Origin of the sequence: Lacinutrix mariniflava (assembly GCF_001418015.1) — a bacterium.
Lineage (GTDB): Bacteria > Bacteroidota > Bacteroidia > Flavobacteriales > Flavobacteriaceae > Lacinutrix > Lacinutrix mariniflava.
Genome location: NZ_LIQG01000026.1, coordinates 1 through 24,677, shown reverse-complemented (window position 1 = coordinate 24,677; position 24,677 = coordinate 1). Strand labels below are relative to the sequence as shown.

The following is a 24,677-nucleotide window of genomic DNA, read 5'->3' as shown; positions in this document are numbered from 1 at the left end:
TTGAAATTGCAATCTGCAAATTACAATTTCTTTAAAAATTAAAGAACCTCATTTTTAATAAAGTTATTAAAAAATCTCAACGTATTTTTGCTGAAAATAATTTTACAGATGAATACATTTTCGATTGCCATACATGGTGGAGCAGGAACTTTAGTAAAAGGAATGATGACACCAGAATTGGAAGCTAAATATAAAGCGGCTTTACAGTTGGCATTAAATGAAGGATATAAAGTACTAGAAAATAATGGAACTTCTACAGAAGCTGTTGAAAAAGCAGTGATTATTTTAGAGGATTCTCCATTGTTTAACGCAGGAAAAGGATCTGTATTTACTGCAACCGAATCTCATGAAATGGATGCGTCTATAATGGATGGTAAAACATTAAACGCAGGAGCTGTGAGTTTAATTACTGGAATTAAAAATCCGGTGAGTTTAGCGCGTGATGTTATGGAAAAAAGCGAGCATGTTTTTCTCGCTGGTGAAGGTGCAATGCAGTTTGCTAAACAGTTAGATTACAAGCTTGAAAATGAATCGTATTTCTACGATGAATTAAGACATAACCAATGGTTAGAGATCAAGGATACAGATAGTTTTCAGTTAGATCATGCTACAAAAAAGGATTCTAAATTTGGAACCGTTGGAGCAGTAGCTTGCGATAAAGATGGTAACATTGCTGCAGCAACATCAACAGGAGGAATGACTAATAAAAAATGGGGACGCGTAGGTGATAGCCCAATGATTGGAGCCGGAAATTACGCTAACAATAAAACCTGTGCTATTTCTTGTACAGGAAGTGGTGAGTTTTTTATTCGTGGTGTTGTAGCTTACGATGTGGCTTGTTTAATAGAACACAAAGAGATGTCTCTTGAAGATGCTGCTAACGAAGTTATAAACAAACGTATTCTTGAAATTAAAGGTGATGGTGGTTTAATTGCTGTAGATACCAAAGGAAACATTGCAATGCCTTTTAATACAGAAGGTATGTATCGTGCTAGTAAATCTTCTACTGGTGTTGAGGAAGTTTCTATTTATAAATAGTAATATAATTGATTGTCAGTTCGAGTGATGCGACGATAGGAGCATTATATTGAGAACTATTTGTGTTATTAGTTAAAAGCTTCTCGATACAATTTGCTCATGCTTCACAAATCACTCGAAGTGACAGTTGGGTGCTAAATTGTAAGTTGCTGTCAGTTCGAGTGATTTCGATTTTTTATTGAAATTGTATCGAGAACTATTTTGAAAACAATTTGTGTTATTAGTTGAAGGCTTCTCGATACAATTTGTTCATGCTTCACAAATCACTCGAAGTGACAGTTGGGTGCTAAATTGTGAGTTGTTGTCAGTTCGAGTGATTTCGATTTTTCATCGAAATTGTATCGAGAACTATTTTGAAAAGAAATTGTGTTATTCGTTAAAAGCTTCTCGATACAATTTGCTCATGCTTCACAAATCACTCGAAGTGACAGTTGGGTTCTAAATTGAAAGTTGTTGTCAGTTCGAGTGATGCGACGATAGGAGCACTGTATCGAGAACTCTTTTAAAAACAGTTTGTATTATTAGTTGAAAGCTTCTCGATACAATTTGTTCATGCTTCACAAATCACTCGAAGTGACAGTTGGGTGCTAAATTGAAAGTTTGTTGTCAGTTCGAGTGAAATTGCTTTTTCTGCAATTTTGTATCGAGAACCTATCACTCTTTAAATTTCTTTTTTGAAAGGTTAGGCAACTTCTCAAACTCATTATTTATGAGAGCTTCTTTCTTTTTTCTTGACCATTTTTTAATTTGTTTCTCTGAATCGATAGCATGATTTGGATCTGTAAATTCAGCATGAAAAACTAAATTAATTGGTCTTCTTTTATAGGTATAACAATCTGGATATTTGCCTGTTTGATGCTCTATAACTCTTGAGTGGAGTCTTGAAGTGAAGCCAGTGTAATAGCTTTTGTCGGAGCATTCTAATATGTAAACGTAGTAAGTTTTCATATCTAAAGGTAACTAAAAATGATTTAGCTTCTCGATACAATTTGTTCATGCTTCACAAATCACTCGAAGTGACAGTTGGGTGCTAAATTGAAAGTAGTTGTCAGTTCGAGTGATGCGACGATAGGAGTATTTTATCGAGAACTATTTTGAAAATAATTTGTGTTATTAGCTAAAAGCTTCTCGATACAATTTGCTCGTTCCTCACAAATCACTCGAAGTGACAGTTGGGTGCTAAATTGAAAGTTGTTGTCAGTTCGAGTGATATCGATTTTTTTTATCGAAATTGTATCGAGAACCGTCTAAATAAATAGTTACGTATTGTACTTCTGCGTTAAGGATGGAAACGGCATCCTTTTTTCTTAAAAAAAGATATAGTGTACAGCCAGACCTTTAGGTAACGCCCTAAAAAAAACCAAACTTTAATTCATGAGATTGCTACGTCCTGCGTTCTCGCAATGATTTCTATATAAAGGGAGCTTCGATAGCCAATACTTTTACTTTTTTCTTGTCTATATGGAAATAATCTCCATTAGATAAAATGTGAGTTCGCATTCCGGTTAAAGACATTGGTGTGCCTTCTTTTAAAAGAGAATGTTTGTTGTGTCTTAAACGGCGACCATCGAAAATAATTACCATTCCAGAACCGATGACGCGACATTTGCTGTTTTTAATAATCATACCAGTGTCTTCGGCTAAACCAATTCCAATTAGTTTTGGAAATTGCGCTACAGCTTCGGATACGCGACCAAAACGACCACGTTTTATAAAGTGTGTGTCTATAATTAAACCAGGGACTAAACTTAGGCCTTTGTACATAGTAACTGCGCCTTTTATAAACGATTCTGTTGCGCTTCCGCCAGCAATCATTTCGTTAGACATCATCATGGCTCCAGCACTTGTACCTGCGACAACAAAACCTTTTTCGGTTTTATAACGCTTTTTTATAATCTCGTGAATTTCGGTACCGCCAATTTTATCGGTAATCTTAGATTGATCTCCACCAGAAAACATAACGCAATTGGCTGCTTTTATTAAGTCTATAGATTCTTGTTTATTAGAATCTTCCTTACTTCTAATATCTAAAACAGTAACATTTGTGCAACCTAAAGTAGAAAAAGCTTCTAAATAATTTTCGCCTACTTCTACAGGGATACTTGATGCTGTAGGAATAACTACAATATTTGCATCTATTCCACCTGATTCTCTAACTACGTGAAACAGAATGCCTTCGGAAATGAACTCTAAAGTGTATTGTTCGTTTTCTTCTATTCCTTTATCTTCATTTCCACCAATAGGAATTAGTGTTCCTTTATTCTTCAACATAAATCTGGGATTGCAATAATTTGTATGTGGCAAAAATAAACTAAATTTTTTAGAGAAAATTGCATATATTTATAATCTTTCCATTGAATTCTTCTTTCTTTTTTTGTGTTTAAGCATAAATGAGAAAAATTAATTTATATGAATTTTTTGTAAAGAATTCGGCCTATTTAAGGCTAGGGAAATGAACAAAATATGGATGAATTTTACCCATGTTTTAAGAACTATAAAAAGACTCACGAACTAACGAAACCTAAAAATATGAATATACGCGAGATAAATGCCATGAGAGGACCAAATTATTGGTCTGTTAGAAGACATAAACTAATTGTCATGGTTTTAGATTTAGAAGATATGGAAGAGAAACCGTCTAATAAAATTGATGGTTTTCCGGAACGGTTAAAAGCACTATTTCCAACTATGTTTTCTCATCGTTGTTCTGAAGGTTGCGAAGGTGGTTTTTTTATGCGTGTAGACGAAGGGACTTGGATGGGACATGTAATAGAGCATATTGCATTAGAAATCCAAACACTTGCAGGAATGGATACTGGTTTTGGTAGAACGCGTGGTTATGGAGAGGATGGTGTTTACAATGTGGTATTCTCTTATATGGAGGAAAATGTTGGTCGTTTTGCGGCAAAATCTGCTGTTAGAATTTGTGAAGCACTTATTATTGGAGAAGACTATAATTTAGAAGAAGATATTCAGGAAATGCGCGAATTAAGAGAGAGCTCGCGTTTAGGACCAAGTACAGGTTCTATTATTGCAGAAGCCGAAGCACGTGGTATTCCTTGGATTCGTTTAAATAAATACTCGTTATGCCAATTAGGTTATGGTGCAAACCAAAAACGTATTCAAGCGACTGTTACTAGCGAAACCAGCAGTATTGGTGTAGAAATAGCATGCGACAAAGAGGATACAAAATATCTTTTAGAACAGGCTGAGGTTGAGGTGCCAAGAGGAGATATTATTAGACGAGAACGCAGTCTTGAAGAGGCTTGTAACTATGTTGGTTATCCTTTGGTAATTAAGCCAGTAGATGGAAATCATGGTAGAGGTATTACTGTAGATATACAAAATTACGAGGATGCTTTAGTGGCTTTTCATCATGCAAAAGAGAGTTCAAGAAGTGGCGCAATTATAGTAGAAAAATTTATTGTAGGACAAGATTATAGACTTTTAGTTATTAATAATAGATTAGTTGCAGGAGCTATTAGAACGCCTGCACATGTTATTGGAGATGGAGAATCTACGGTTCAAGAATTAATAGATATAGTAAATAGCGATACACGTCGTGGTTTTGGACATGAAAATGTGCTTACAAAGATCACTACAAACGAACTAACGTTAAATATAATAAAAGAGGCAGGTTATACTTTAGAATCGGTTATTGCTAAAGATGAAAGACTGATATTAAAAGACACTGCAAATTTAAGTACAGGTGGAACAGCCGAAGATATTACAGATATTATACATCCTGCAAATGTTAGTATGGCAGAGCGTATTTCTAAAATTATAGATTTAGATATCTGCGGAATTGATATTATGACCACAGATATTTCTAAACCACTTTCCGAAACTGGAGGTGCTGTTTTAGAAGTAAATGCTGGACCAGGTTTTAGAATGCACTTAGCACCAACGTCTGGATTGCCAAGAAATGTTGCTGCTCCTGTAATCGATAAGTTGTTTCCAACAAAAGGAGAAACAGGACGTATTCCTATTATTGCAACGTCTGGTACCAACGGAAAAACAACGACGACACGTTTAATTGCACATATTGCAAAAATGAATGGTTATCGCGTTGGTTATACTACTAGCGATGGTGTTTATATTCAAAATAGATTGTTAATGACAGGTGATTGTACTGGTCCTGCAAGTGCAGAGTTTGTTCTAAAAGATCCTACCGTAAATTTTGCGGTTTTAGAATGTGCAAGAGGTGGATTATTACGTGCTGGATTAGGTTTTAAAAAATGTGATGTTGCCGTGGTTACAAATGTAGCTGCAGATCATTTAGGTTTAAAAGGAATTCATACTATAGAACAATTAGCGAAAGTAAAAGCTGTAGTTCCAGAAACTGTTCTACCAGATGGTTATGCTATTTTAAATGCAGATGATGATTTGGTTTACGATATGCGACGTAATGTAGATTGTAATGTTGCCCTATTTTCTATGGATGAGAATAATCCAAGAATACAAGCAATGCAACGCTTAAATGGTATTACTGCTGTGTACGAAAACGGATGGGTAACCATTTGTAGAGGCGAGTGGAAAATGCGCTTAATGAAAGCCGAAAGCATTCCATTAACCTATGGAGGGAAAGCCAAGTTTATGATTCAGAATGTATTGGCTGCTGTACTTGCTGCTCACGTTCAAGGCATAAGCATTGAAGATATGAAAGCTGGTTTAGAAACTTTTATTCCTTCGGCATCGCAAACGCCAGGACGTTTAAATATGTTCGAATTCGAGAACTTTACTATTCTTTTAGATTATGCACATAATCCTGCAGGAATGCGAGCGCTTCAAAATTTTGTTGAAGAATTAGATGCAACTGTAAAAGTGGGTATTATAGCCGGAATTGGAGATAGAAGAGTAGAGGATAATAACGAAATGGGTAGTATTGCTGCCGAAATGTTTGATGAAATTATTATTAGACAAGATAAACGCTTACGCGGAAAAACAGAAGAGGAACTCATTAAAATGCTAAATGATGGTATTAAAATGAAGGACCCAAGTAAGAAGACAACCATTATTCCATCGGAAAAAGAAGCGATAACACATGCTGTTAAAAACGCAGTTAAAGGTTCTTTAATTATTTTATGTAGTGATGTTATTCCTGATGCTTTAGAATTGGTTCAAAAATTTAAAGAACAAGAGGCTAAAGGAGAATTAAATTTTGCTGATTAATTAAAATGTTGGCTGTCGCATTGAGCGCAGTCGATATGTTTTAATTTACTATATATGAAAGCCGAAACGTAAGTTTCGGCTTTTTATTTTTCAACTTGAACTATGATAATTTGAGTTTTAGACTTATTCTTCTTTCCTCTATTTAAAGACGATTAATTAAACAGCCTTTACCATAAATTCAGATTGAATATTTTCATTCACACCATCTTGATATTTGGTCGTGCTAAACCATTGGTGAATGCCATAACTACCAGTTTCACCTTGTTTGTTAACAGCGACATAACCAACTTGAAAATTTTTAAAGTTGCTATTTGGTTTGTTTACTATTCTGGCAATAGCTTCTTCGCAAGCTTCTTGAGGTGTTTTACCTTGTCGCATAAGTTCTACAACCAAAAAGCTGCCAACAGTTTTTACAACTTCTTCTCCAAGTCCTGTAGCTACGCAACCACCAACTTCGTTATCGATAAATAGTCCAGCTCCAATAATTGGAGAATCGCCAACGCGTCCTCCCATTTTATAGGCTAATCCGCTTGTTGTACAAGCGCCAGATATATCACCATTTTTATCGATAGCAATCATACCAATAGTATCGTGGTTTTCTATATTAATAATTGGTTTGTATTTTGCTTCTACTTTCCATGTTTCCCAAGCTTTTTTTGAAGCTTCGGTTAATAGGTTTTCTTTTTTTAAACCAATGGAGTAAGCGTAATCTTCGGCTCCTTTTCCAGCTAGCATAACATGTGGTGTGTTTTCCATAACACTTCGTGCAACAGAGATTGCGTGTGTTACATTTTGAAGATAAACTACAGAGCCACAGTTTCCGTTTTTATCCATAATACAAGCATCTAAAGTCACGTTTCCATCTCTGTCTGGTAAGCCTCCTTTTCCAACAGATTGATCTTTTTCGTTAGCTTCTTCAATTCGACAACCCGCTTCGACAGCGTCTAAGGCGTTTCCTCCTTTTTCTAAAACTTTATAAGCAGCTTCGGTGGCATTTTTAACATTCCAAGTTGCAATAACTAATGGGAGTGAGGCTGGTGTTTTTATTATACTGATTGGTTTTTCTACTTTAGAATCTTCGACACAGCTAATTAATGTGCTTCCAACGGCTAAGCCAGCAGTAGATAAAGTTGCGTTTTTTAGGAATTTTCTTCTGTTCATAGAAAATGGTTCTTTATTATTTCCGCGAAAGCGAAAACATTTTTATTTTGAATCTTAATAGTCTACGCCTTGTTTGTCTAATACCGCTTTGGTTCTAAACGCATAGAATAGTAAATAAGCAAAACAGATTACTGCCATCCAATACGACGACTGGATACTAAAGACATCTGCTAACTTTCCTTGCAATGGTGGTATAATTGCACCACCCAAAATCATCATTATTAAAAAGGCAGAACCTTGAGATGTATATTTTCCTAAACCAGCAATACTTAACGTAAAAATACATGGCCACATTATAGAGCAAAATAATCCTCCAGATAAAAAGGCGAATAAAGCAACATTTCCAGTTGTGAATAAGCCAACTAACATAGCAATTACACCTAAGGAAGCGAATATTTTTAACGTTTTTACAGGTTCATCTTTTGCTAAAAAGAAACCTCCAATTTGAACAGCTACACAAATAGCAAAAAATAAGATTTCGTTTGTAGAAAATACTTTTCCTGCAATACCATTAAATAATAAAACCACTCCAAATGCAACATAAGGCACAATAATTAATAGCCATTTTTTTAAGCCTTTGCTTGGATTAAAAACGGTAATGGCACCAACCCAACGACCAATCATTAATCCGCCCCAATACAGTGATACAAATGGCGCTATTCCTGCATCGTTAAGTACGGGTAACCCTAAAGAGTTTGTATTGGTAACTGTGTCTGCTACTTGTTTTAATAGTTCTCCTAAATTACTACCTATGGTTACTTCTACTCCTACGTAGGTGAAGATGGCTAGCATACCTAAAACTAATTGTGGATATTTCATTGCTCCCCAACCTTCTGCTTTTTTAGAAGCACTAGTATTGGCAATAAATATGGTGGCAATTACCGCGAATAATGCGACAAATAATAGAATTAAACGTGTTTTTTCTAAGTTTTCGGTTGCGACTGCCGCTCCTGAATAAGTACTGAAAATATAACCGAAACAACCAAGAATAACGATAGTTAATAAGATGAGTAAATTTCTTGCTTTATTTGCTGGTTCAAAAACTGTTTCAGATTTTAGTGCTGGTAACTTTTTAGAAAAATGAAATAGGGCTGCTGCTAATAAAAATAGAACACCTACTCCTAGATAAAGCATTTGTATTGTGGTTAAGGTGATTTCATTATTTTTAATCATTCTCACCAATTCTTCTGGACTTACAGATGAGGTTCCAAAAATAATTAGTGCTACCACTATTGGTCCTATAGTGGTTCCTAAAGAATTAATACCTCCTGCTAAATTTAAACGATGCGAACCTGTTTTAGGGTCGCCAAGTGCTATAGCAAAAGGATTGGCTGTTGTTTGTTGTAAAGAAAAACCTAAGCCAACAATAAATAAAGCAACTAGTACAAGGTAAAAAACGCTAGTGTCTCCTTGCACAGCTCCTGCAGTTGCTGGATACATAATAAATGCACCAACAGCAGAGAGTAGTAAGCCGTAGATAATTCCTTTTTTGTATCCCCAAGAATTAATAATGTCTTTTTTAATTGAACTAGAGACTATAAAAAGTGATAGCGCTCCAATAAAATAAGCACCATAAAAAGCAAATTCTACAAGTTGAGATTGAAATTGATCAATTTCGAAATACGTTTTACAGAATGGGATGAATACACTGTTGGATGCAGCAATAAATCCCCAAAAAAAGAATACTGTAACTAAGGTAGTTAAAGCAGATTTGTTGTTTTGGTCTTTCATTAGTTAGTTTTTAGTTTGTCTAAATGTAATTAAAATATGTTATTGAATTTCTGTTTAAGCTTTGTGTATTGTTATTTTATTATAATCTCGTCTACAAACAGCCAGCTTCTTCCATCGTCTTTATAACCTAAATGCCATTCTGGAAGTTTACCTAGTTTTTTAGCAATTACTTTTATAAAACGGTATTTTTTAGGCACTTGTTTAAAATATGCAGTTTTAATTTCAACGTTTTCTGATGCTGTTCTATTATTCATTTTTTTTAATCCATCAATAATAGAAAAATTAATACCATCATTAGAGCCTAAACATGAAACCTCAGTTGGCCAAAAAATCCAGGAGCGTTGGTCTTGTAAAAAATTCACTTCAATCAAATTTATAGATTTGCTACTTCCTAAGTCTACAGTCGCAACTAAATCAGTATCAAAATAACCTTGCCATGTACCAGTTCTAAAATCTTGTGTACCTAAAATACCATCGATTAAAGCCTCTTTTCCGCCTGCGTTATATTGATTTGCATATTCTGAATCTAGTATAATGGATAAATTAGGATCTATTTTAAAGAAATTTGTAGCTATTGTTTTACTCTTTTTACCGTTTAATTCTGAATAGACCTTTAATGTTTCAGCTTCAGAAATAGTAAATGGCTTTATGTATGTTTTGAATTCAGAATCGTTTTCAGAATAATAAATTGAAGCTCCTTTTGTGTTGCTTTGTAATGCCACTTCGGTTTCACCATTAAAAGCGATGTCGCCTTTTGTAATAAATGGAGGCGTTGTAATATTATAATCTTCTATTTTAGTTTCTGGTATTTCGCTGTTTTTTGTAGCCCAATCTGTTGGGTGGCCTTTCATATTAAAATGAAGTGTTCCACCATTCATTATAGCGTCATGAGAAATATAAGAGAGATTGTATGGTTTTCCGTTTAGGGTAGCAGACGCTATATAGATATTTGTGTTACTTAAATTTTCAGTGGAAACAGTAAACGTTTTTCCGCTTTCTAAATTAAAAGTAGCTTTCTCGAATAGTGGTGTTCCTATAATATATTGATTGCTTCCAGGCGTAACTGGATAAAAACCGATGGAACTAAAAATATACCATGCGCTCATTTGTCCGCAATCTTCATTTCCTGAAATGCCATCGGGAGTGTTGGTGTATAATTCGGTTAAAATTTGGTGTACTTTCTCTTGCGTTTTGTGTGGTTTATTTACAAAATTATACAAATATGCCATGTGATGACTCGGTTCGTTTCCATGCGCATATTGTCCAATTAGGCCTGTAATGTCTACTTGATGGCTGCCAGAAGTTTGATCTTCGGCTAAAAATAGTTTGTCGAGATTTTCTTCTAGTTTGTCTTTTCCGCCTAATAGCGAGATAAAACCAGAAATGTCTTGAGGTACATAGAAACTGTATTGCCAAGCATTAGCTTCGGTGTAATTAAAATTTACTTCGTAAGGATCGAAAGGTGCAAACCAAGTATTACGAAAACGACCTCGCATAAATTGTGTTTCTGGATCGAAAACGTTTTTGTAATTCTGTGCTCTTTGAGTATAGTCTTTATAAATGTCGTTTTTATTCATGGCTTTTGCCATTTGTGCAATCGTCCAATCATCGTAGGCATATTCTAAAGTTTTAGAAACCGATTCACTTTCTTCTTCCACAGGAATAAATCCAAATGCTTTATAGCTTTTTAATCCTAATTTATCTCGTGTAGCACTATGCATCATTGCTTTTAGTGCTTTGTTATTATCGTAACCACGAATACCTTTTAAATAGGCATCTGCAATTACTGGCACGGCATGATACCCAATCATGCAACCTGTGTAATTTGCACTTAAATCCCAGATTGGCATAATACCACCTTCGTCGTATTTTGCTAAAAAGGTATTTATAAAATCGTTGGTTTTATCTTGTTCTATTATAGTATACAGAGGATGAGCAGCGCGATAGGTGTCCCAAAGGGAGAACACGGTGTAATAATCGAAATTTTTAGATTTATGAATTTCTAAATCCATACCTCGATATCTGCCATCCACATCTTGATACAGGTTTGGAGCCAATGCGACGTGATACATTGAGGAATAGAAATTGGTTTTATTGTCGATATTGTTAGTCTCTACTACTATTTTTTCTAGTTGCTTTTCCCAGAAATCTTGTGCTATTTTTTTTACTTGCTCAAAGGTTTGGTCTCCAATTTCACCTTTTAGATTCTTTCTTGCGCCATCAATATCTACTGCACTAATTCCTATTTTAATATAAACAGGCTCATTATTTGGGTTTTTAAATTTTAAAGCAATTTTTTGCGCTCCTGGCATTCCTGTTTTTGGAGGAGACTGTAACACATCGTTAAAAGGATGCGATGTTTTTATTACAAAATAGAGACGTTGGTCTTTTGCCCAAGCATCAGAAAAACGGTAGCCAGTAATTTCGGTTTCAGAGATTTTTTCAATTTTAGCATCTAAAACCTTATCTCTGTGTATTAAATCTACAATGGCGAATTGGTTTTCAGCAGAAGGGAATTTATATTTATGCACACCGCTACGTTTAGAAACAGTTAATTCTACATCAATATTTGTATTGTCTAAATGTACTTTGTAGAAACCAGGTTGTGCAATTTCATTATCGTGTGAGAATTTAGATTTGTAACCTTTTTTGCCATCTGCTCCATTATTAAAAACCTGTTCGTTTGTTGGCATTATTAAAATATCGCCATAATCGCTAACTCCAGTTCCACTTAGGTGCGTGTGGGAAAATCCGTAAATTTCATTATCGCTGTAGTGATAACCAGAACAACCATCCCAGCCATCTAAACGTGTGTCTGGACTTAATTGCATCATTCCAAAAGGCATTGTTGCTCCTGGATACGTATGTCCATGTCCACCTGTGCCAATAAACGGATTGACGTATGAAAGTAAAGGTTTGTCTTTTGTCTTCTTAATATTATTTACTTCATTCTTGCAGCTTGATAATACAAGGAATAAGCTTAAGAGTAGGGCAATTGCGATTTTCATTTTAAAAAAAATAGATTACTAAATTTATAGCACCTAATATACTAAAATGAAATTCGCAAAACCGTTAAGACTTTTTCTTTTATTGTTTGGGTAAGCTGAGTGTTTTTATTCAAATTCAAACGTTTAACAAATTAGTAAGATATCTCAGTTTCACAATTAATATCTTTACACAAAAAAAACTTTATGTTGCGTTGGATTGTTCTCGTTTTAATTATTTTGGTTTTAGACTTCTATGCTTTTCAAGCTATTAGAACGCTTACTAGAAACTATATAGTTTATGTTGTTTACTGGTTAGCGAGCGCATATGTTGTTGGTAACTTTGTTTATCGTTATTCTAATTTTGTTCGTGGAGAAAGCTTTACGCATGAGCATGGTTATGCGGTAGCTTTCTTGTTTATGCTCTTTATTCCTAAACTTATTTTAATACTATTTATGTTTGGAGAAGATATTGTGAGAGCAGTATTAAATTTAATAAATAGAACCTCAAAATCTAGTCCAGAAGACATAGCGTATTCTACTAGTAGACGTGGTTTTGTGTCTAAAATAGCTTTGGGCTTAGCGGCGATTCCGTTTACGTCTATTCTCTACGGTGTTTTTAAAGGCAAGTATAATTATAAAGTAATTAAACATGTACTATATTTTGAAGCCCTACCTGAGGCTTTCGATGGTTATACCATTACGCAAATTAGCGATATACATTCAGGGAGTTTGGAGAGTAAAGAGAAGATATCTTATGGAATAGATTTAATTAATGAACAAGAGAGCGATACTATTTTATTTACTGGAGATCTAGTAAATACAAAAGCCGAAGAAATGAATAATTGGATTGATGTTTTTGGTAAATTAAAAGCCAAAGATGGAAAGTTTGCCGTTATGGGAAATCATGATTATGGATATTATGCCTACGGAAATGATAAAGCTTTAAACGATGAGAATCAACGTCAATTAGAGGAAGTTCATCGTAAATTAGGTTTCGATTTGATAATGAACGACAACAGAAAAATTGAACGTAATGGACAATCTATAAACCTTCTTGGTGTTGAAAATTGGGGAGCATCAAAACATTTTCCGAAACGCGGAAGCTTAAAAGAAGCAACCAAAACAATTGGAGAAAATGATTTTAATGTTTTAATGTCTCATGATCCTTCGCATTTTGATTATGCCGCAATGGAACTTAATAAAACGGACCAAAACAAGCATGATGTGATTACGGACGAGACTAACATTGTAAATTTCGAAAAGCACATTCATTTAACTCTAGCAGGACATACTCATGGTATGCAGTTTGGAATAGAAGTACCATCTTTAGGTATAAAATGGAGTCCCGTTAAGTACCGTTATCCAAAATGGGCAGGAATGTACGAGGTCGCTGGAAAGTTTCTCCATGTAAATAGAGGTTTTGGGTATTTAGCGTTTCCTGGGCGTATTGGTATTTGGCCCGAAATTACCGTGATTACGCTTAAAAAAGGTGCGAAGGCAGCTTAAAGTTATCTTAAATAAAAAGGGATAAATCTATAAGTTGTTAAAAAATTGTAGATTTACAATAACGAGATGTCAAATTAATTTATAAAGCTGATAGTAAAAGCATATTATTTTTTATTATAATCAGGCTCAATAATTAGAACAGATTATAGTGTGTTTTATTTTGGGTTGAAATAATAGGAAAAAATAAACAAATTTGTGTCTATAATTATAGAGTTTATCTAGATGTTAAAAACTAAAACTTTACAGAAATGTCAAAATTTGGAGAACTAATTGATGTAGAAATTCCAGTTTTACTAGATTTTTTTACAGAGTGGAATGAACAATCAACAGCTATGCATCCTGTGCTTCGGGATGTTGCAGCTGCACTTGGTGATAAGGCTAGAGTGATTAAGATTGATGTAGAAAAAAATAAAGAGCTATCTGAAGCTTTACGAGTTAAAAGTTTGCCAACTCTAATTCTTTACAAAGATGGAGAGATGAAATGGAGGCAAAGTGGTGAGCAGGATGTAAATACATTAATTGCATTAGTCCAAGACTTTATTTAAAGCTAATTGCTTTAAAAGTATAGCCTTTTTTACTAAAATGCTCCAGTACTTTTGGGAGTGCATACATCATATTTCTTGATGCTTTTACGCTATCGTGAAAAACTATTATGTTGTTTTTTATAGACGCCTTATTAATTACGTTTTTTAAACATTGTTCTTTCGGTACCTTTTGTTCCCAATCGAAGGCAACAACACTCCACATCACTATTTTGTAACCTAACTGGATTATTGCTTTGCCTTGCTTATTCTTTAATTGTCCAAAGGGAGGTCTAAACAAGTTTAACTTTATTTTGGTGTTTTCTAATTCCTTGGTAATTATAGTGTCTGCTTCTGCTACGTTTTCTAAATATTTACTTGTTGTGGTATCCCATCCTTTTACATGATCTTGTGTATGGTTACCAATACTATGGCCTTCATTTAAAATTGCATGAAAAATTTCAGGATGTTTAGCAACATTATTTCCAATACAGAAGAAAGTTGCTTTAGCATTATATTGCTTTAGAGTATTTAGAGTCCATTGGGTTATCTCTGGTGTAGGACCATCATCGAAAGTAAGATATAAAACCTTATCTCTAGACGAAAAATCCCAAACATAGTTTGGGAATATTCGTTTTATAAATTGCGGTATTTTAGCAGGAACAAATTGCATGGTTATTCTTCTGTATCAATAGCAATTGGTTCGATATTAGGAATGCTACTATCTCTATTAATATCGCGTTCTTCTCTTAGTTGAGGGCGTTCACTTGGAAATGTTTTTTCAAACAAGTTTTGATAATTATCAAAAGTCATAAACTCTTTTTCAGCAAAGTCTTCGTCATATTTGGCTAAAACAACTATAAGTGCTCTATAGCGTTCGATATCTGTAAAAATTTCTTGAGCATTTTTAAATTGATTATCACGAGTTAGTTCGCTATAATAGGTTAGATTTTCTTGATATTTTACGGCAACATCTTGAAACAACTGTCTTGCTTTGTCTTTAGACCCAACTTCATAATAACCACTTATATAAGGTTCTAATAAAGTATAATATCCAAATTTGTCCACGGGCATATTCTCCATGGCAATGTCTGCAATGTTTTCTGCTTTATCTAGTTTCTTTTCTTGAATAAGTTTTTCCATTAAACGCGCAAGATTACCTCTATAAGTAATAGAGTTTTTACGTGTTTCCGGATCATGGTAAATGTCATCACTACCACTATTTCCCCAATCCCAAGCTTTAACCTTATTGTACATAAACTCACTGTCAACACGTCCCATATCAAAAGGATTAGCACGATCTGTTGGTGTTTTAATTGGTACTAGCTTGTAAACCATTCCATCGAGTTGTAGGTAATCCTTCATCCAGATATAATCATCTTCGCCAAAAGCACCACCTGTAAAGTTAATAGGGCGTTTCCAGTCGTTATTCGCAACAATGTCAAGCATTAACAAACGTTGTTTGTAAATAGTACTTTCTTTTATTTTTATATCTATAAAATCAACTATAGAATCTGCATCTTTTTGCTTAACAATTCCATATTTAATAGCATTCGCTTTATTTACAGGAATACGAATATTTTCTACAGGAAAATAGTTAGTGTTTAAATATTGAGATGGATATTGCGAAAGATCTTCATCCTGTTTTTGAACAATGTACTTGAATTTTGTTTTTGGGTTATCACTAGATACAAAATCCATAAACTCTTTTATCATCAAAGTATCTCGAGTTGAAGTCGGTTTAGCTTCTTCCGTTTTAGGATCTACATAATACGTACGCTTCATTATATAATCTCGTGTGCCAAGTTTGTATTGGTCATGCGTTAATTGAGATGGAATAGGATCACTCTCGTAAGCCTTGCGCTTCATTTGGTCTATATACCAATCGGTTTGAAATAAGCTAGTGTTAATAACACGAACATCTGTTCTATAGTTTTCAATTTCTTGAGCATACCAAAGCGCGAATGTGTCATTATCTCCAATAGAGAATAATATTGCATTTTCTCCGCAGGAATCCAGATATTTTTTAGCCATAGATAAAGCTGTGTATTTTCCAGATCTATCATGGTCGTCCCAATTATTTACGGCTAAAATTAATGGAGCAATTAATAAGCAAATTCCAGTAATTGTTAATGGTAAGGCAGTGGTTTTTACTTTGTTTTTAAAGAATTCGAAAATACCATACACACTAAAACCTATCCAAATAGCAAACACGTAAAACGAACCAACTACAGAGTAATCACGTTCTCGAGGTTCAAATGGTCTTACATTGGTATATACTTGTATTGCAATTCCGGTAAAGAGGAAGAACACTAAGAGTACCCAAAAGGTTTTTTTGTCTTTATTGAATAAGAAAAACAGACCAATAAGCCCTAAAATTAACGGAAGGAAGAAGTAAGTGTTCCTAGCCTTATTATTCTTTACATCTCCTGGTAAATTATCTTGAGACTGTCCTAAGTGCCAAGCATCGATTGCGTCGATACCACTTATCCAATTTCCATGATTGTTATATTCACCTTGAATATCGTCTTGTCTTCCTGTGAAATTCCACATAAAGTAACGCCAATACATATAACCTAATTGGTATTGAAATAAATAGGTTGTCGTAGCTAAAAACGATGGTTTTTCGATATCTAAATATTCTTGTCCATATTGTTTTAAAAATTTATGGTAACCTTCGTAGTCTACATTTCCTTTTGCAACCTCATTTTTAAACTGATTAATGAAAGCAACATCTTTTTGTATTCTTGGACTTAAGGCAGTATTTAATTTATCGCCGTAAATCGACATAAATTCATCATATTCTGACTCTGTTAATTGACTTTTTTGATATTTTTCAATGAAAATTTCAATTTTTTTCTGAGTTAAAGGATCAACATTAAATTGTTCTTTGATTGTGTAATCTAAAAAACCTGAGAACAACATATAATTCTCTGCATTTTCTCCACTCCACATCCTTGGTAAGAAAGCTGCGTGGTCGTAATTGTAGTTCTGTAAAGAGTTTTCCCAATCGTTAACAACAACATATTTACCTTGTTCTAAATCTTTTTCATACTTAGGTTTATCGTCTGTGTAGGCATCATCTTTATTACCATTTAATGCGGCATATTGATCTGTAAATAATGGGCCATAAAACAAGTGTGTTTTTGGGTACTGTTCTAAATTGTAGTATGCTAAAAGTTCTCTTGCGCTCGATGGATTGTTTTCGTTAATAACCACATTTGCATTCGCACGAATTGGTAACATTAACCAAGAAGAAAAGCCAATAATTACAAAAGTTACACAGAGAATAGAAGTGTTAATATGTCTGTGTCCTTTTTCTCTTGTGTATTTTAAACTGAAATATATTATAGCTACCAATAGTATACCTGCGATAATTGATCCCGAATTAAAAGGTAAACCGACAGTGTTAACAAAGAATATCTCTAGAACACTAAAGAATCTTAGAATGTTTGGAGCTAATAATTTAAAGATAAAAAGTAAAATTGCGACTGAAGCTACATTAGCTATTATGAAATTCTTGATTGTAACAGTCTTATAATTTTTGAAATAATAAATTAATCCAATAGCAGGAATCGTTAATAATCCCATAAAGTGAACACCAAAAGACAATCCAATAATGAAAGCAATAAGAATTAACCAACGGTTACCTCTTGGATTATGCATATCGAAATCCCAACGTAAAGCACAGTAAAATAAAATAGCCATTATTAAGGTAGCCATTGCATATACTTCGGTCTCTACAGCATTAAACCAAAAAGAGTCTGTAAACGTAAACGTTAAACTACCAACTAAAGCACTTCCTAAGATGGCATAGCCTTTGCTTGTCGAGAATGTTTCAGAAGAAATCATTTTTTGAAGTAATAAAGAAATACTCCAAAACATAAACAAAATAGTAAACGCACTAGAAACTGCACTCAGCATATTAAGCATCAATCCAATGTTTTCTGGAGACATTGCAAAAGTTGAGAAAAAGGCTCCAAGCATTTGAAATAATGGAGCTCCAGGTGGATGACCAACCTGAAGTTTCGCTGATGTTAAAATATATTCACCAGCATCCCAATAACTAACGGTTGGTTCTACTGTTAAACTATAAGTTATTAAAGCAATTAAAAAAGCGAACCATCCTAAGATATTGTTCCATTTTTTAAAGTTTGAAGACGTCATACACGTGGTTTATTTAATTTTATGGCGAATTTACTAATTATTATCAAATGAGAATGATAAAGTTTTCCTAAGACAATTTATATAAAATAGGTCATTATGAGGTTGTTAACTATTTTTTAGAAAAAAAGATGAAAAAATAAAAAAAAATTACCTTAAAATGTTTGCGCAAATAAAACTTTCTTTTAAATTTGCAGCCTGTTACAAAAGTATTGGCCTATGGTGTAACTGGTAACACGTCAGTTTTTGGTACTGAAGAGTCTAGGTTCGAGACCTAGTGGGCCAACAAAGTAATCCTAACGCATTTATGTGTTAGGATTTTTTGGTTTTATATGGTTGTAAGTTTTTTTACGTTTAGTGTAATGTTGTAACCTTTAAAATAAGCTCTATCTCTAGAGTTTTTTTAAGTGATATGTTTTTAGATTAGATTTTGAATGTAATCACTGGTCTCTTAGCGTGATTTACAAGGTCTTCACTTAAACTTCCATTTAGAAAATGGGCAATACCTTGCCTTCCATGCGTACTAATACCTATAAGATCTGCATCTATAATATGCGAAAAATTTAAGATACCTTTCTCTACAGTTTCATCATTATAAATGTTTGTTGTAAAATTTGTGAAATTTGTACCTTCAATAAACTCACTAATTTTCACCTTTGCGCTAGCAGTTGTTTTAAAATTAGATACGGTGTTTACCATTAGTAAATGAATTTTCGCATTAAATGCTTCAGCTAATTTTACTGCTTGCTTGTAGGTTTCCTTATTGTCGTTCTCGAAATCTGATGCGAAAACAAATTCTTCAATATTAAAATTGTCATGCTCGTTTTTTATAACCAATACAGGTTTTTCAGATGTTCGCACTATTTTTTCAGCATTAGAACCAATAAACATTTCTTTAAGTCCGCTAGAGCCATGAGATCCCATAACGATTAAATCAATGTCGTGAGTTTTGCAAGTTTCTAAGATGCCTGTAGAGATATCATGAAAATCTACCATTTCTGTTACTGTAACGTCACTTAGGTAATCTTTCGACATAACGTCTTCAAATTGCTTGTGTGCTAATTTCATAAAATAAAGCGCTTCGGGTAATTCTGAAGGTGTGTTTTCACCAATGCTTGATAGTGGTAAGTCTAGCATATGTAGTAAGATAAGCTCGCAATTATGTTTTTTAGATAGTTGAGCAGCTACTTTAATCGCATTTTCTGCTTCAGTTGAAAAATCTGTTGGTACAAGAATTTTTTTCATAGTTAGATGTGTTTAAGAAGTACTTAAATTTAACAAAAAAAAGGACTTGTAAAAACCAATACTATAATACTTTGCAGATTAAAAGCAAAAGCTTTACCTTTATGAGTACACTTGTATGTTTAATTTTATGGAGATGGAATTACGTTATACTAGACGATTTGACTCATAATTGCATTTTTTTTATCAAAAGTAAAAGTCTGCTTTAGTTTTCTATGAAAATTAATAAAATCTATGTATATTTGCACCGTTGTAAGAAAAATGAATGTGAGCGGACGAAAAGTCCGCTCTTTTTATACTTGAAAATGTTTAACGCCACAGTAGAAAATTTATTAAACGAAGCTCTAGAGGAAAGAAGCGATTTATTTTTAATCGATTTCACAATTTCGGGTGAGCAAGTAGTAAGCATTATTATCGATGGTGATAATGGAGTTAAGGTGGAAGATTGCATGTTTATAAGTAGAGCAATTGAACACAATATTGATAGAGAAGAATATGATTTTTCTTTAGAAGTAGCTTCAGCTGGAGCAGCAGCACCTTTAACGTTGCCAAGACAATTTAAAAGAAATATTGGTAGAACCTTAGAGGTTAAAACACAAACCGAAAACATTGAAGCAGAATTAATAGATGTTTCAGAGGAAGGTATAGAATTAACATGGAAAGCTAGAGAGCCAAAACCTGTTGGAAAAGGAAAGGTAACGGTGCAAAAAAATGCAAAAATAGCTTTCAACGATATTGTAGAAGCAAAAGTTGTGATAAAATTTTAATTCAGTAGAATAATGGAAAATATAGCGTTAATTGAGTCATTTTCAGAATTTAAAGACGATAAATTAATCGATCGTGTTACGCTAATGGCGATTTTAGAGGATGTATTTAGAAATGCATTAAAGAAGAAGTTTGGTGATGATGATAACTTCGATATTATTATAAATCCAGATAAAGGAGATTTAGAGATTTGGAGAAATAGAATCGTTGTCGCAGATGGTGAGGTAGAGGAACCAAATCAAGAGATTTCTTTAACTGCAGCTAGAAAAATTGAACCAGATTTTGAAGTTGGTGAAGATGTTTCGCAAGAAGTTAAGCTTATCGATCTTGGTCGTCGTGCTATTTTAGCGCTACGCCAAAATTTAATTTCTAAAATTCACGAACACGATAATACAAATATATTTAAGCAGTTTAAAGAGCTTGAAGGAACTTTGTATACAGCCGAAGTTCATCATATTCGTCACAGAGCAGTTATTTTATTGGACGATGAAGGAAATGAAATAATTTTACCAAAAGATAAGCAGATACCTTCAGATTTCTTCCGTAAAGGAGATAATGTAAGAGGTATTATTGATAGTGTTGAACTTAAAGGTAATAAGCCTGCGATTATTATGTCGCGTACATCGCCTAAGTTTTTAGAAAAATTATTTGAATCTGAAATACCAGAGGTGTTTGATGGTTTAATTACTATTAAAAACGTAGTAAGAATTCCTGGTGAAAAAGCAAAAGTTGCTGTGGATTCATATGATGATAGAATAGATCCTGTTGGAGCTTGTGTTGGTATGAAAGGTTCAAGAATTCATGGTATTGTACGTGAATTAGGAAATGAGAATATAGATGTTATTAATTATACTAATAACTTACAATTATATATTACAAGAGCATTAAGTCCTGCGCGTGTTACATCAATTAAAATTGATGAAGAAAACAAACGTGCTGAGGCTATCTTGAAACCAGAAGAAGTAAGTAAAGCGATTGGTCGTGGTGGTCACAATATTCGTTTAGCTGGACAACTTACGGGTTATGAGATTGATGTGTTTAGAGAAGGAGCAGAGGAAGATGTTGAATTGAGAGAATTCAAAGATGAAATTGAAGGTTGGGTAATTAAAGAATTTAGCAAGGCAGGTTTAGATACAGCAAAAAGTATTTTAGAACAAGATGTTGCAGATTTAGTTAAGAGAACAGACTTAGAAGAAGAAACAATATTAGATGTTATAAGAATTCTTAAGGAAGAATTCGAAGATTAACATATATTTGAGTAAAATTAAGGTAAAGGCAATTTATGGCTGAAACGATTAGAATAAATAAGGTACTACGTGAGCTTAACATCTCTCTAGATCGCGCTGTGGAATTTTTAGATTCCAAAGGTGTCAAGGTAGAGAAGCGTCCGACTACGAAAATTTCTGAAGCAACTTATAAAATGCTTTCAGATGAATTTCAAACAGATGCTGGTAAGAAGGTAAAGTCTCAAGCGGTTAGTGAAGCTAAGCTTAAAGAAAAGGAAGATTTACGTCTAAAACGTGAACAAGAATTGGAAGCTAAGCGAAAAGATGAGGAAGCTAAAGCAGCTATAGCTAAAGCGAAAGCTGAAGAAGTTGTGAAAGCATCTAAAACACTCGCTGGACCTAAAAAAGTAGGTAAAATTGATTTAGATCCTAAAAAGAAAGCTCCTAAAGCTGAAGAGAAGGACGTTAAAGAGGTTAAAGCTGAAACTCCTAAGAAGGAAGAAAAAGTTGAAGTTAAAGCTCCAGTTGTAGTTGAAGTTAAAAAAGAATCTACACCTAAAAAAGCCGAAACTCCAAAAGCCGAAATTCCAAAAGTAGAAACTCCTAAGGTTGAAGCGCCAAAAGCGGATTCTAAAATTGTCGATAAAAAAGCCACTACTGAAGAAGCTGCTCCTGCAGAGGAAAGCAATGTGCCAGAAACAGTAGAAACAAAATACCAAAAACTTTCAGGACCAAAAATCGCAGGTGAAAAAATTGATTTATCTCAATTTAATAAGCCTAAGAAAAAGGTTGTTAAAAAAGTTGATGATGCTAATAAGAAAAAGCGTCGTCGTATTTCTAAACCTGGAGACAATAGACCTAGTACAGGAGGAAATAGAGGTGGGAATACTCGTGGTGGAAACGATAGATTTAAAGGTAAGCCAGGACAAGGTCGTCGTGCTCCTATCGTAAAAGCAGAACCTAGTGAGGAAGATGTAAAGAAACAAGTAAGAGAAACGCTTGAGAAATTACAAGGAAAATCTAGCAAAGGTAGAGGTGCTAAAAATAGAAGAGATAAAAGAGATAAGCATAGAGAACAGACTGAAATCGATGAGCAAATCGAAGCAGCAGAAAGTAAAATACTTAAGGTAACAGAATTTGTTACTTCAAGTGAAGTTGCTACGATGATGGATGTTCAAGTTACTCAAATTATATCTGCATGTATGTCTTTAGGTATGATGGTTACAATGAATCAGCGTTTAGATGCTGAAACATTAACTATTGTAGCAGAAGAATTTGGATATAAAGTAGAATTTGTAACAACAGACATTGAGGAATCAATTGTTGAAGTTGAAGATAAACCAGAAGATTTAGTTGAACGTGCGCCTATTGTAACAGTTATGGGACATGTTGATCATGGTAAAACATCACTTCTAGATTACATTCGTCAAGAAAACGTAATTGCAGGAGAATCTGGTGGGATAACACAGCATATTGGAGCTTACGGTGTAGAATTAGAAAATGGTCAGAAAATAGCATTTCTAGATACTCCAGGTCACGAGGCCTTTACAGCCATGCGTGCACGTGGTGCTCAAGTAACAGATATAGCAATTATTGTTGCAGCAGCAGATGATGACATCATGCCGCAAACAAAAGAAGCAATTTCTCATGCACAAGCAGCAGGAGTACCAATTGTATTTGCAATTAACAAAATTGATAAACCAGACTCTAATCCTGAAAAAATTAAAGAAGGTTTAGCACAAATGAATCTTTTAGTTGAAGATTGGGGAGGGAAAATTCAATCTCATGATATCTCGGCAAAAGTAGGAACTGGTGTAAAAGAATTATTAGAAAAGGTTTTACTTGAAGCAGAATTACTTGAACTTAAAGCAAATCCAAATAAACCTGCAGTAGGAACTGTAGTTGAAGCATTCTTAGACAAAGGTCGTGGTTATGTATCAACAATATTAGTACAAGCAGGTACACTAAAAGTCGGTGATTATGTATTAGCTGGTAAAAACAGTGGAAAGATTAAAGCAATGCAAGATGAACGTGGTCATGATGTTCAATCTGCAGGTCCTTCTACTCCAGTATCGATATTAGGATTAGATGGAGCACCACAAGCAGGTGATAAGTTTAATGTATTTGCAGATGAGCGTGAAGCGAAACAAATTGCAACAAAACGTATGCAATTACAACGTGAACAAGATGTTCGTACTACAAAAACATTAACGTTAGCAGAAATCGGTCGTCGTATTGCATTAGGTACATTTAAAGAGTTAAATATTATTCTTAAAGGTGATGTTGATGGTTCTGTTGAAGCATTAACAGATTCTTTCCAAAAACTATCTACAGAAGAAATTCAAGTCAATATCTTACACAAAGGAGTTGGAGCAATTACTGAGAGTGATGTATTATTAGCAACAGCATCTGATGCTATTATTATCGGATTTAATGTGCGTCCTGTAGGAAATGCTAGAGTGATAGCAGATAGAGAGGAAGTTGATATTAGAACATACTCAATTATCTACGATGCAATTAATGATCTTAAAGATGCAATGGAAGGTATGTTATCTCCAGAGCTTAAAGAAGAGATTACTGGTACAGCTGAAATTAGAGAAATCTTTAAGGTTACTAAAATTGGAAGCATTGCTGGTTGTATGGTAATGAATGGTAAAATATACAGAAACTCGCAAATACGTTTAGTACGTGATGGAGTTGTAGTCTATACAGGTGAATTAGCTTCTTTAAAGCGATTTAAAGATGATGTTAAGGAAGTTGGTAAAGGATACGATTGTGGTATGCAGGTTAAAAATTACAACGACATTAAAGAGGGCGATGTAATAGAAGCGTTCCATGAAGTTGAAGTTAAAAAGAAATTAAAATAAAAGTAATTATTAGATAACAAAAAGTATCTAAAAGTTCATAAAGCTAAAAGCCGTTTTCAAGTAATTGAAAACGGCTTTTTTTATTAACCTAATTTTATGGTTTTATAAACAATTCAAGAAATTTAGATTCTTATTTAAATGTATTTATTTGATTAGAATAACATAAAAACCTACTATTTAATAAGGACTTCCTTACTCTGATTTATAAATACGGATAAGAGTGTCGTTTTAGTACTTTAAAAACGAACTAAAAGGGCTCTTAGAATCACTTGAATTATAGATACAAAAAACCGCTTT

Annotated in this window: 15 protein-coding genes and 1 tRNA gene; 8 read left to right on the top strand and 8 right to left on the bottom strand. The window is 33.9% G+C overall.

The features are described 5' to 3' along the window. Positions 1-108 precede the first annotated feature (108 nt). The gene (locus ASC44_RS07185; protein ID WP_055446935.1) at positions 109-1,038 is read left to right on the top strand and encodes an isoaspartyl peptidase/L-asparaginase family protein; all 930 of its coding nucleotides are present in this window, start codon (positions 109-111) and stop codon (positions 1,036-1,038) included. A gap of 654 nt (positions 1,039-1,692) precedes the next feature. On the opposite strand, the gene ASC44_RS07180 is transcribed toward ASC44_RS07185, so the two are convergent. Both ASC44_RS07180 and ASC44_RS07175 read right to left on the bottom strand, forming a co-directional pair. After that, the gene (locus ASC44_RS07180) at positions 1,693-1,986 is read right to left on the bottom strand and encodes a GIY-YIG nuclease family protein (RefSeq protein WP_055446934.1); all 294 of its coding nucleotides are present in this window, start codon (positions 1,984-1,986) and stop codon (positions 1,693-1,695) included. Positions 1,987-2,448: 462 nt separating this feature from the next. Next, on the bottom strand, positions 2,449-3,309 hold the full coding sequence (locus ASC44_RS07175) for a cyanophycinase (protein ID WP_055446933.1): 861 nt from the start codon (positions 3,307-3,309) through the stop codon (positions 2,449-2,451). A 258-nt stretch (positions 3,310-3,567) separates the two neighbouring features. Here ASC44_RS07175 and cphA point away from each other — a divergent pair, with 258 nt between their 5' ends. Next, positions 3,568-6,210, top strand: a complete 2,643-nt coding sequence (cphA, locus tag ASC44_RS07170; RefSeq protein WP_055447919.1) for a cyanophycin synthetase — start codon at positions 3,568-3,570, stop codon at positions 6,208-6,210. A gap of 156 nt (positions 6,211-6,366) precedes the next feature. On the opposite strand, the gene ASC44_RS07165 is transcribed toward cphA, so the two are convergent. The 3 genes from ASC44_RS07165 to ASC44_RS07155 form a co-directional block, all read right to left on the bottom strand. Continuing rightward, positions 6,367-7,371, bottom strand: a complete 1,005-nt coding sequence (locus ASC44_RS07165; protein WP_055446932.1) for a glycosylasparaginase — start codon at positions 7,369-7,371, stop codon at positions 6,367-6,369. 54 nt (positions 7,372-7,425) lie between these two features. Then, positions 7,426-9,102, bottom strand: coding sequence for an MFS transporter (locus ASC44_RS07160; protein ID WP_055446931.1), 1,677 nt, complete (start codon positions 9,100-9,102; stop codon positions 7,426-7,428). Positions 9,103-9,173: 71 nt separating this feature from the next. Further along, a complete protein-coding gene (locus tag ASC44_RS07155; RefSeq protein WP_055446930.1) occupies positions 9,174-12,110 on the bottom strand; it encodes a GH92 family glycosyl hydrolase in 2,937 nt (978 codons plus the stop codon). A gap of 183 nt (positions 12,111-12,293) precedes the next feature. On the opposite strand from ASC44_RS07155, the gene ASC44_RS07150 reads away from it, so the two are divergent. Both ASC44_RS07150 and ASC44_RS07145 read left to right on the top strand, forming a co-directional pair. Beyond that, positions 12,294-13,595, top strand: a complete 1,302-nt coding sequence (locus ASC44_RS07150) for a metallophosphoesterase (RefSeq protein WP_055446929.1) — start codon at positions 12,294-12,296, stop codon at positions 13,593-13,595. Positions 13,596-13,843: 248 nt separating this feature from the next. Then, entirely contained in the window at positions 13,844-14,140 is a 297-nt protein-coding gene (locus ASC44_RS07145; protein ID WP_055446928.1) for a thioredoxin family protein, read from the top strand. Here ASC44_RS07145 and ASC44_RS07140 read toward each other — a convergent pair. Together ASC44_RS07140 and ASC44_RS07135 are read right to left on the bottom strand one after the other, a co-directional pair. Then, complete coding sequence (locus ASC44_RS07140; protein ID WP_055446927.1) at positions 14,133-14,789, bottom strand: polysaccharide deacetylase family protein; 657 nt, start codon at positions 14,787-14,789, stop codon at positions 14,133-14,135. The genes ASC44_RS07145 and ASC44_RS07140 overlap by 8 nt on opposite strands. A gap of 2 nt (positions 14,790-14,791) precedes the next feature. Then, entirely contained in the window at positions 14,792-18,283 is a 3,492-nt protein-coding gene (locus ASC44_RS07135; RefSeq protein WP_055446926.1) for a glycosyltransferase family 117 protein, read from the bottom strand. 210 nt (positions 18,284-18,493) lie between these two features. Between ASC44_RS07135 and ASC44_RS07130 the strand changes: the two genes are divergently transcribed. Then, a tRNA-Gln gene (locus ASC44_RS07130) sits at positions 18,494-18,566 on the top strand. 137 nt (positions 18,567-18,703) lie between these two features. Here ASC44_RS07130 and ASC44_RS07125 read toward each other — a convergent pair. Next, the gene (locus tag ASC44_RS07125; RefSeq protein ID WP_055446925.1) at positions 18,704-19,525 is read right to left on the bottom strand and encodes a universal stress protein; all 822 of its coding nucleotides are present in this window, start codon (positions 19,523-19,525) and stop codon (positions 18,704-18,706) included. Positions 19,526-19,827: 302 nt separating this feature from the next. On the opposite strand from ASC44_RS07125, the gene rimP reads away from it, so the two are divergent. The 3 genes from rimP to infB are packed head-to-tail and all read left to right on the top strand — an operon-like array spanning position 19,828 to position 24,380. Continuing rightward, the gene (gene rimP, locus ASC44_RS07120; protein ID WP_055446924.1) at positions 19,828-20,289 is read left to right on the top strand and encodes a ribosome assembly cofactor RimP; all 462 of its coding nucleotides are present in this window, start codon (positions 19,828-19,830) and stop codon (positions 20,287-20,289) included. Between the two features lie 12 nt (positions 20,290-20,301). Further along, positions 20,302-21,534: a transcription termination factor NusA gene (nusA, locus tag ASC44_RS07115; protein WP_055446923.1), complete on the top strand. Its 1,233-nt coding sequence runs from the start codon at positions 20,302-20,304 to the stop codon at positions 21,532-21,534. Between the two features lie 35 nt (positions 21,535-21,569). After that, complete coding sequence (gene infB, locus ASC44_RS07110) at positions 21,570-24,380, top strand: translation initiation factor IF-2 (protein ID WP_055446922.1); 2,811 nt, start codon at positions 21,570-21,572, stop codon at positions 24,378-24,380. Positions 24,381-24,677 lie beyond the last annotated feature (297 nt).

Excerpts from the sequence above, each read along its gene's own strand:
- ASC44_RS07150 (WP_055446929.1), top strand. The coding sequence starts at position 12,294 with ATGTTGCGTTGGATTGTTCTCGTTTTAATTATTTTGGTTTTAGACTTC.
- ASC44_RS07160 (WP_055446931.1), bottom strand. The coding sequence starts at position 9,102 with ATGAAAGACCAAAACAACAAATCTGCTTTAACTACCTTAGTTACAGTA.
- ASC44_RS07180 (WP_055446934.1), bottom strand. The coding sequence starts at position 1,986 with ATGAAAACTTACTACGTTTACATATTAGAATGCTCCGACAAAAGCTAT.
- infB (WP_055446922.1), top strand. The coding sequence starts at position 21,570 with ATGGCTGAAACGATTAGAATAAATAAGGTACTACGTGAGCTTAACATC.
- ASC44_RS07155 (WP_055446930.1), bottom strand. The coding sequence starts at position 12,110 with ATGAAAATCGCAATTGCCCTACTCTTAAGCTTATTCCTTGTATTATCA.
- nusA (WP_055446923.1), top strand. The coding sequence starts at position 20,302 with ATGGAAAATATAGCGTTAATTGAGTCATTTTCAGAATTTAAAGACGAT.
- rimP (WP_055446924.1), top strand. The coding sequence starts at position 19,828 with ATGTTTAACGCCACAGTAGAAAATTTATTAAACGAAGCTCTAGAGGAA.
- ASC44_RS07135 (WP_055446926.1), bottom strand. The coding sequence starts at position 18,283 with ATGACGTCTTCAAACTTTAAAAAATGGAACAATATCTTAGGATGGTTC.
- ASC44_RS07175 (WP_055446933.1), bottom strand. The coding sequence starts at position 3,309 with ATGTTGAAGAATAAAGGAACACTAATTCCTATTGGTGGAAATGAAGAT.
- ASC44_RS07125 (WP_055446925.1), bottom strand. The coding sequence starts at position 19,525 with ATGAAAAAAATTCTTGTACCAACAGATTTTTCAACTGAAGCAGAAAAT.
- ASC44_RS07185 (WP_055446935.1), top strand. The coding sequence starts at position 109 with ATGAATACATTTTCGATTGCCATACATGGTGGAGCAGGAACTTTAGTA.
- ASC44_RS07145 (WP_055446928.1), top strand. The coding sequence starts at position 13,844 with ATGTCAAAATTTGGAGAACTAATTGATGTAGAAATTCCAGTTTTACTA.
- ASC44_RS07165 (WP_055446932.1), bottom strand. The coding sequence starts at position 7,371 with ATGAACAGAAGAAAATTCCTAAAAAACGCAACTTTATCTACTGCTGGC.
- ASC44_RS07140 (WP_055446927.1), bottom strand. The coding sequence starts at position 14,789 with ATGCAATTTGTTCCTGCTAAAATACCGCAATTTATAAAACGAATATTC.
- cphA (WP_055447919.1), top strand. The coding sequence starts at position 3,568 with ATGAATATACGCGAGATAAATGCCATGAGAGGACCAAATTATTGGTCT.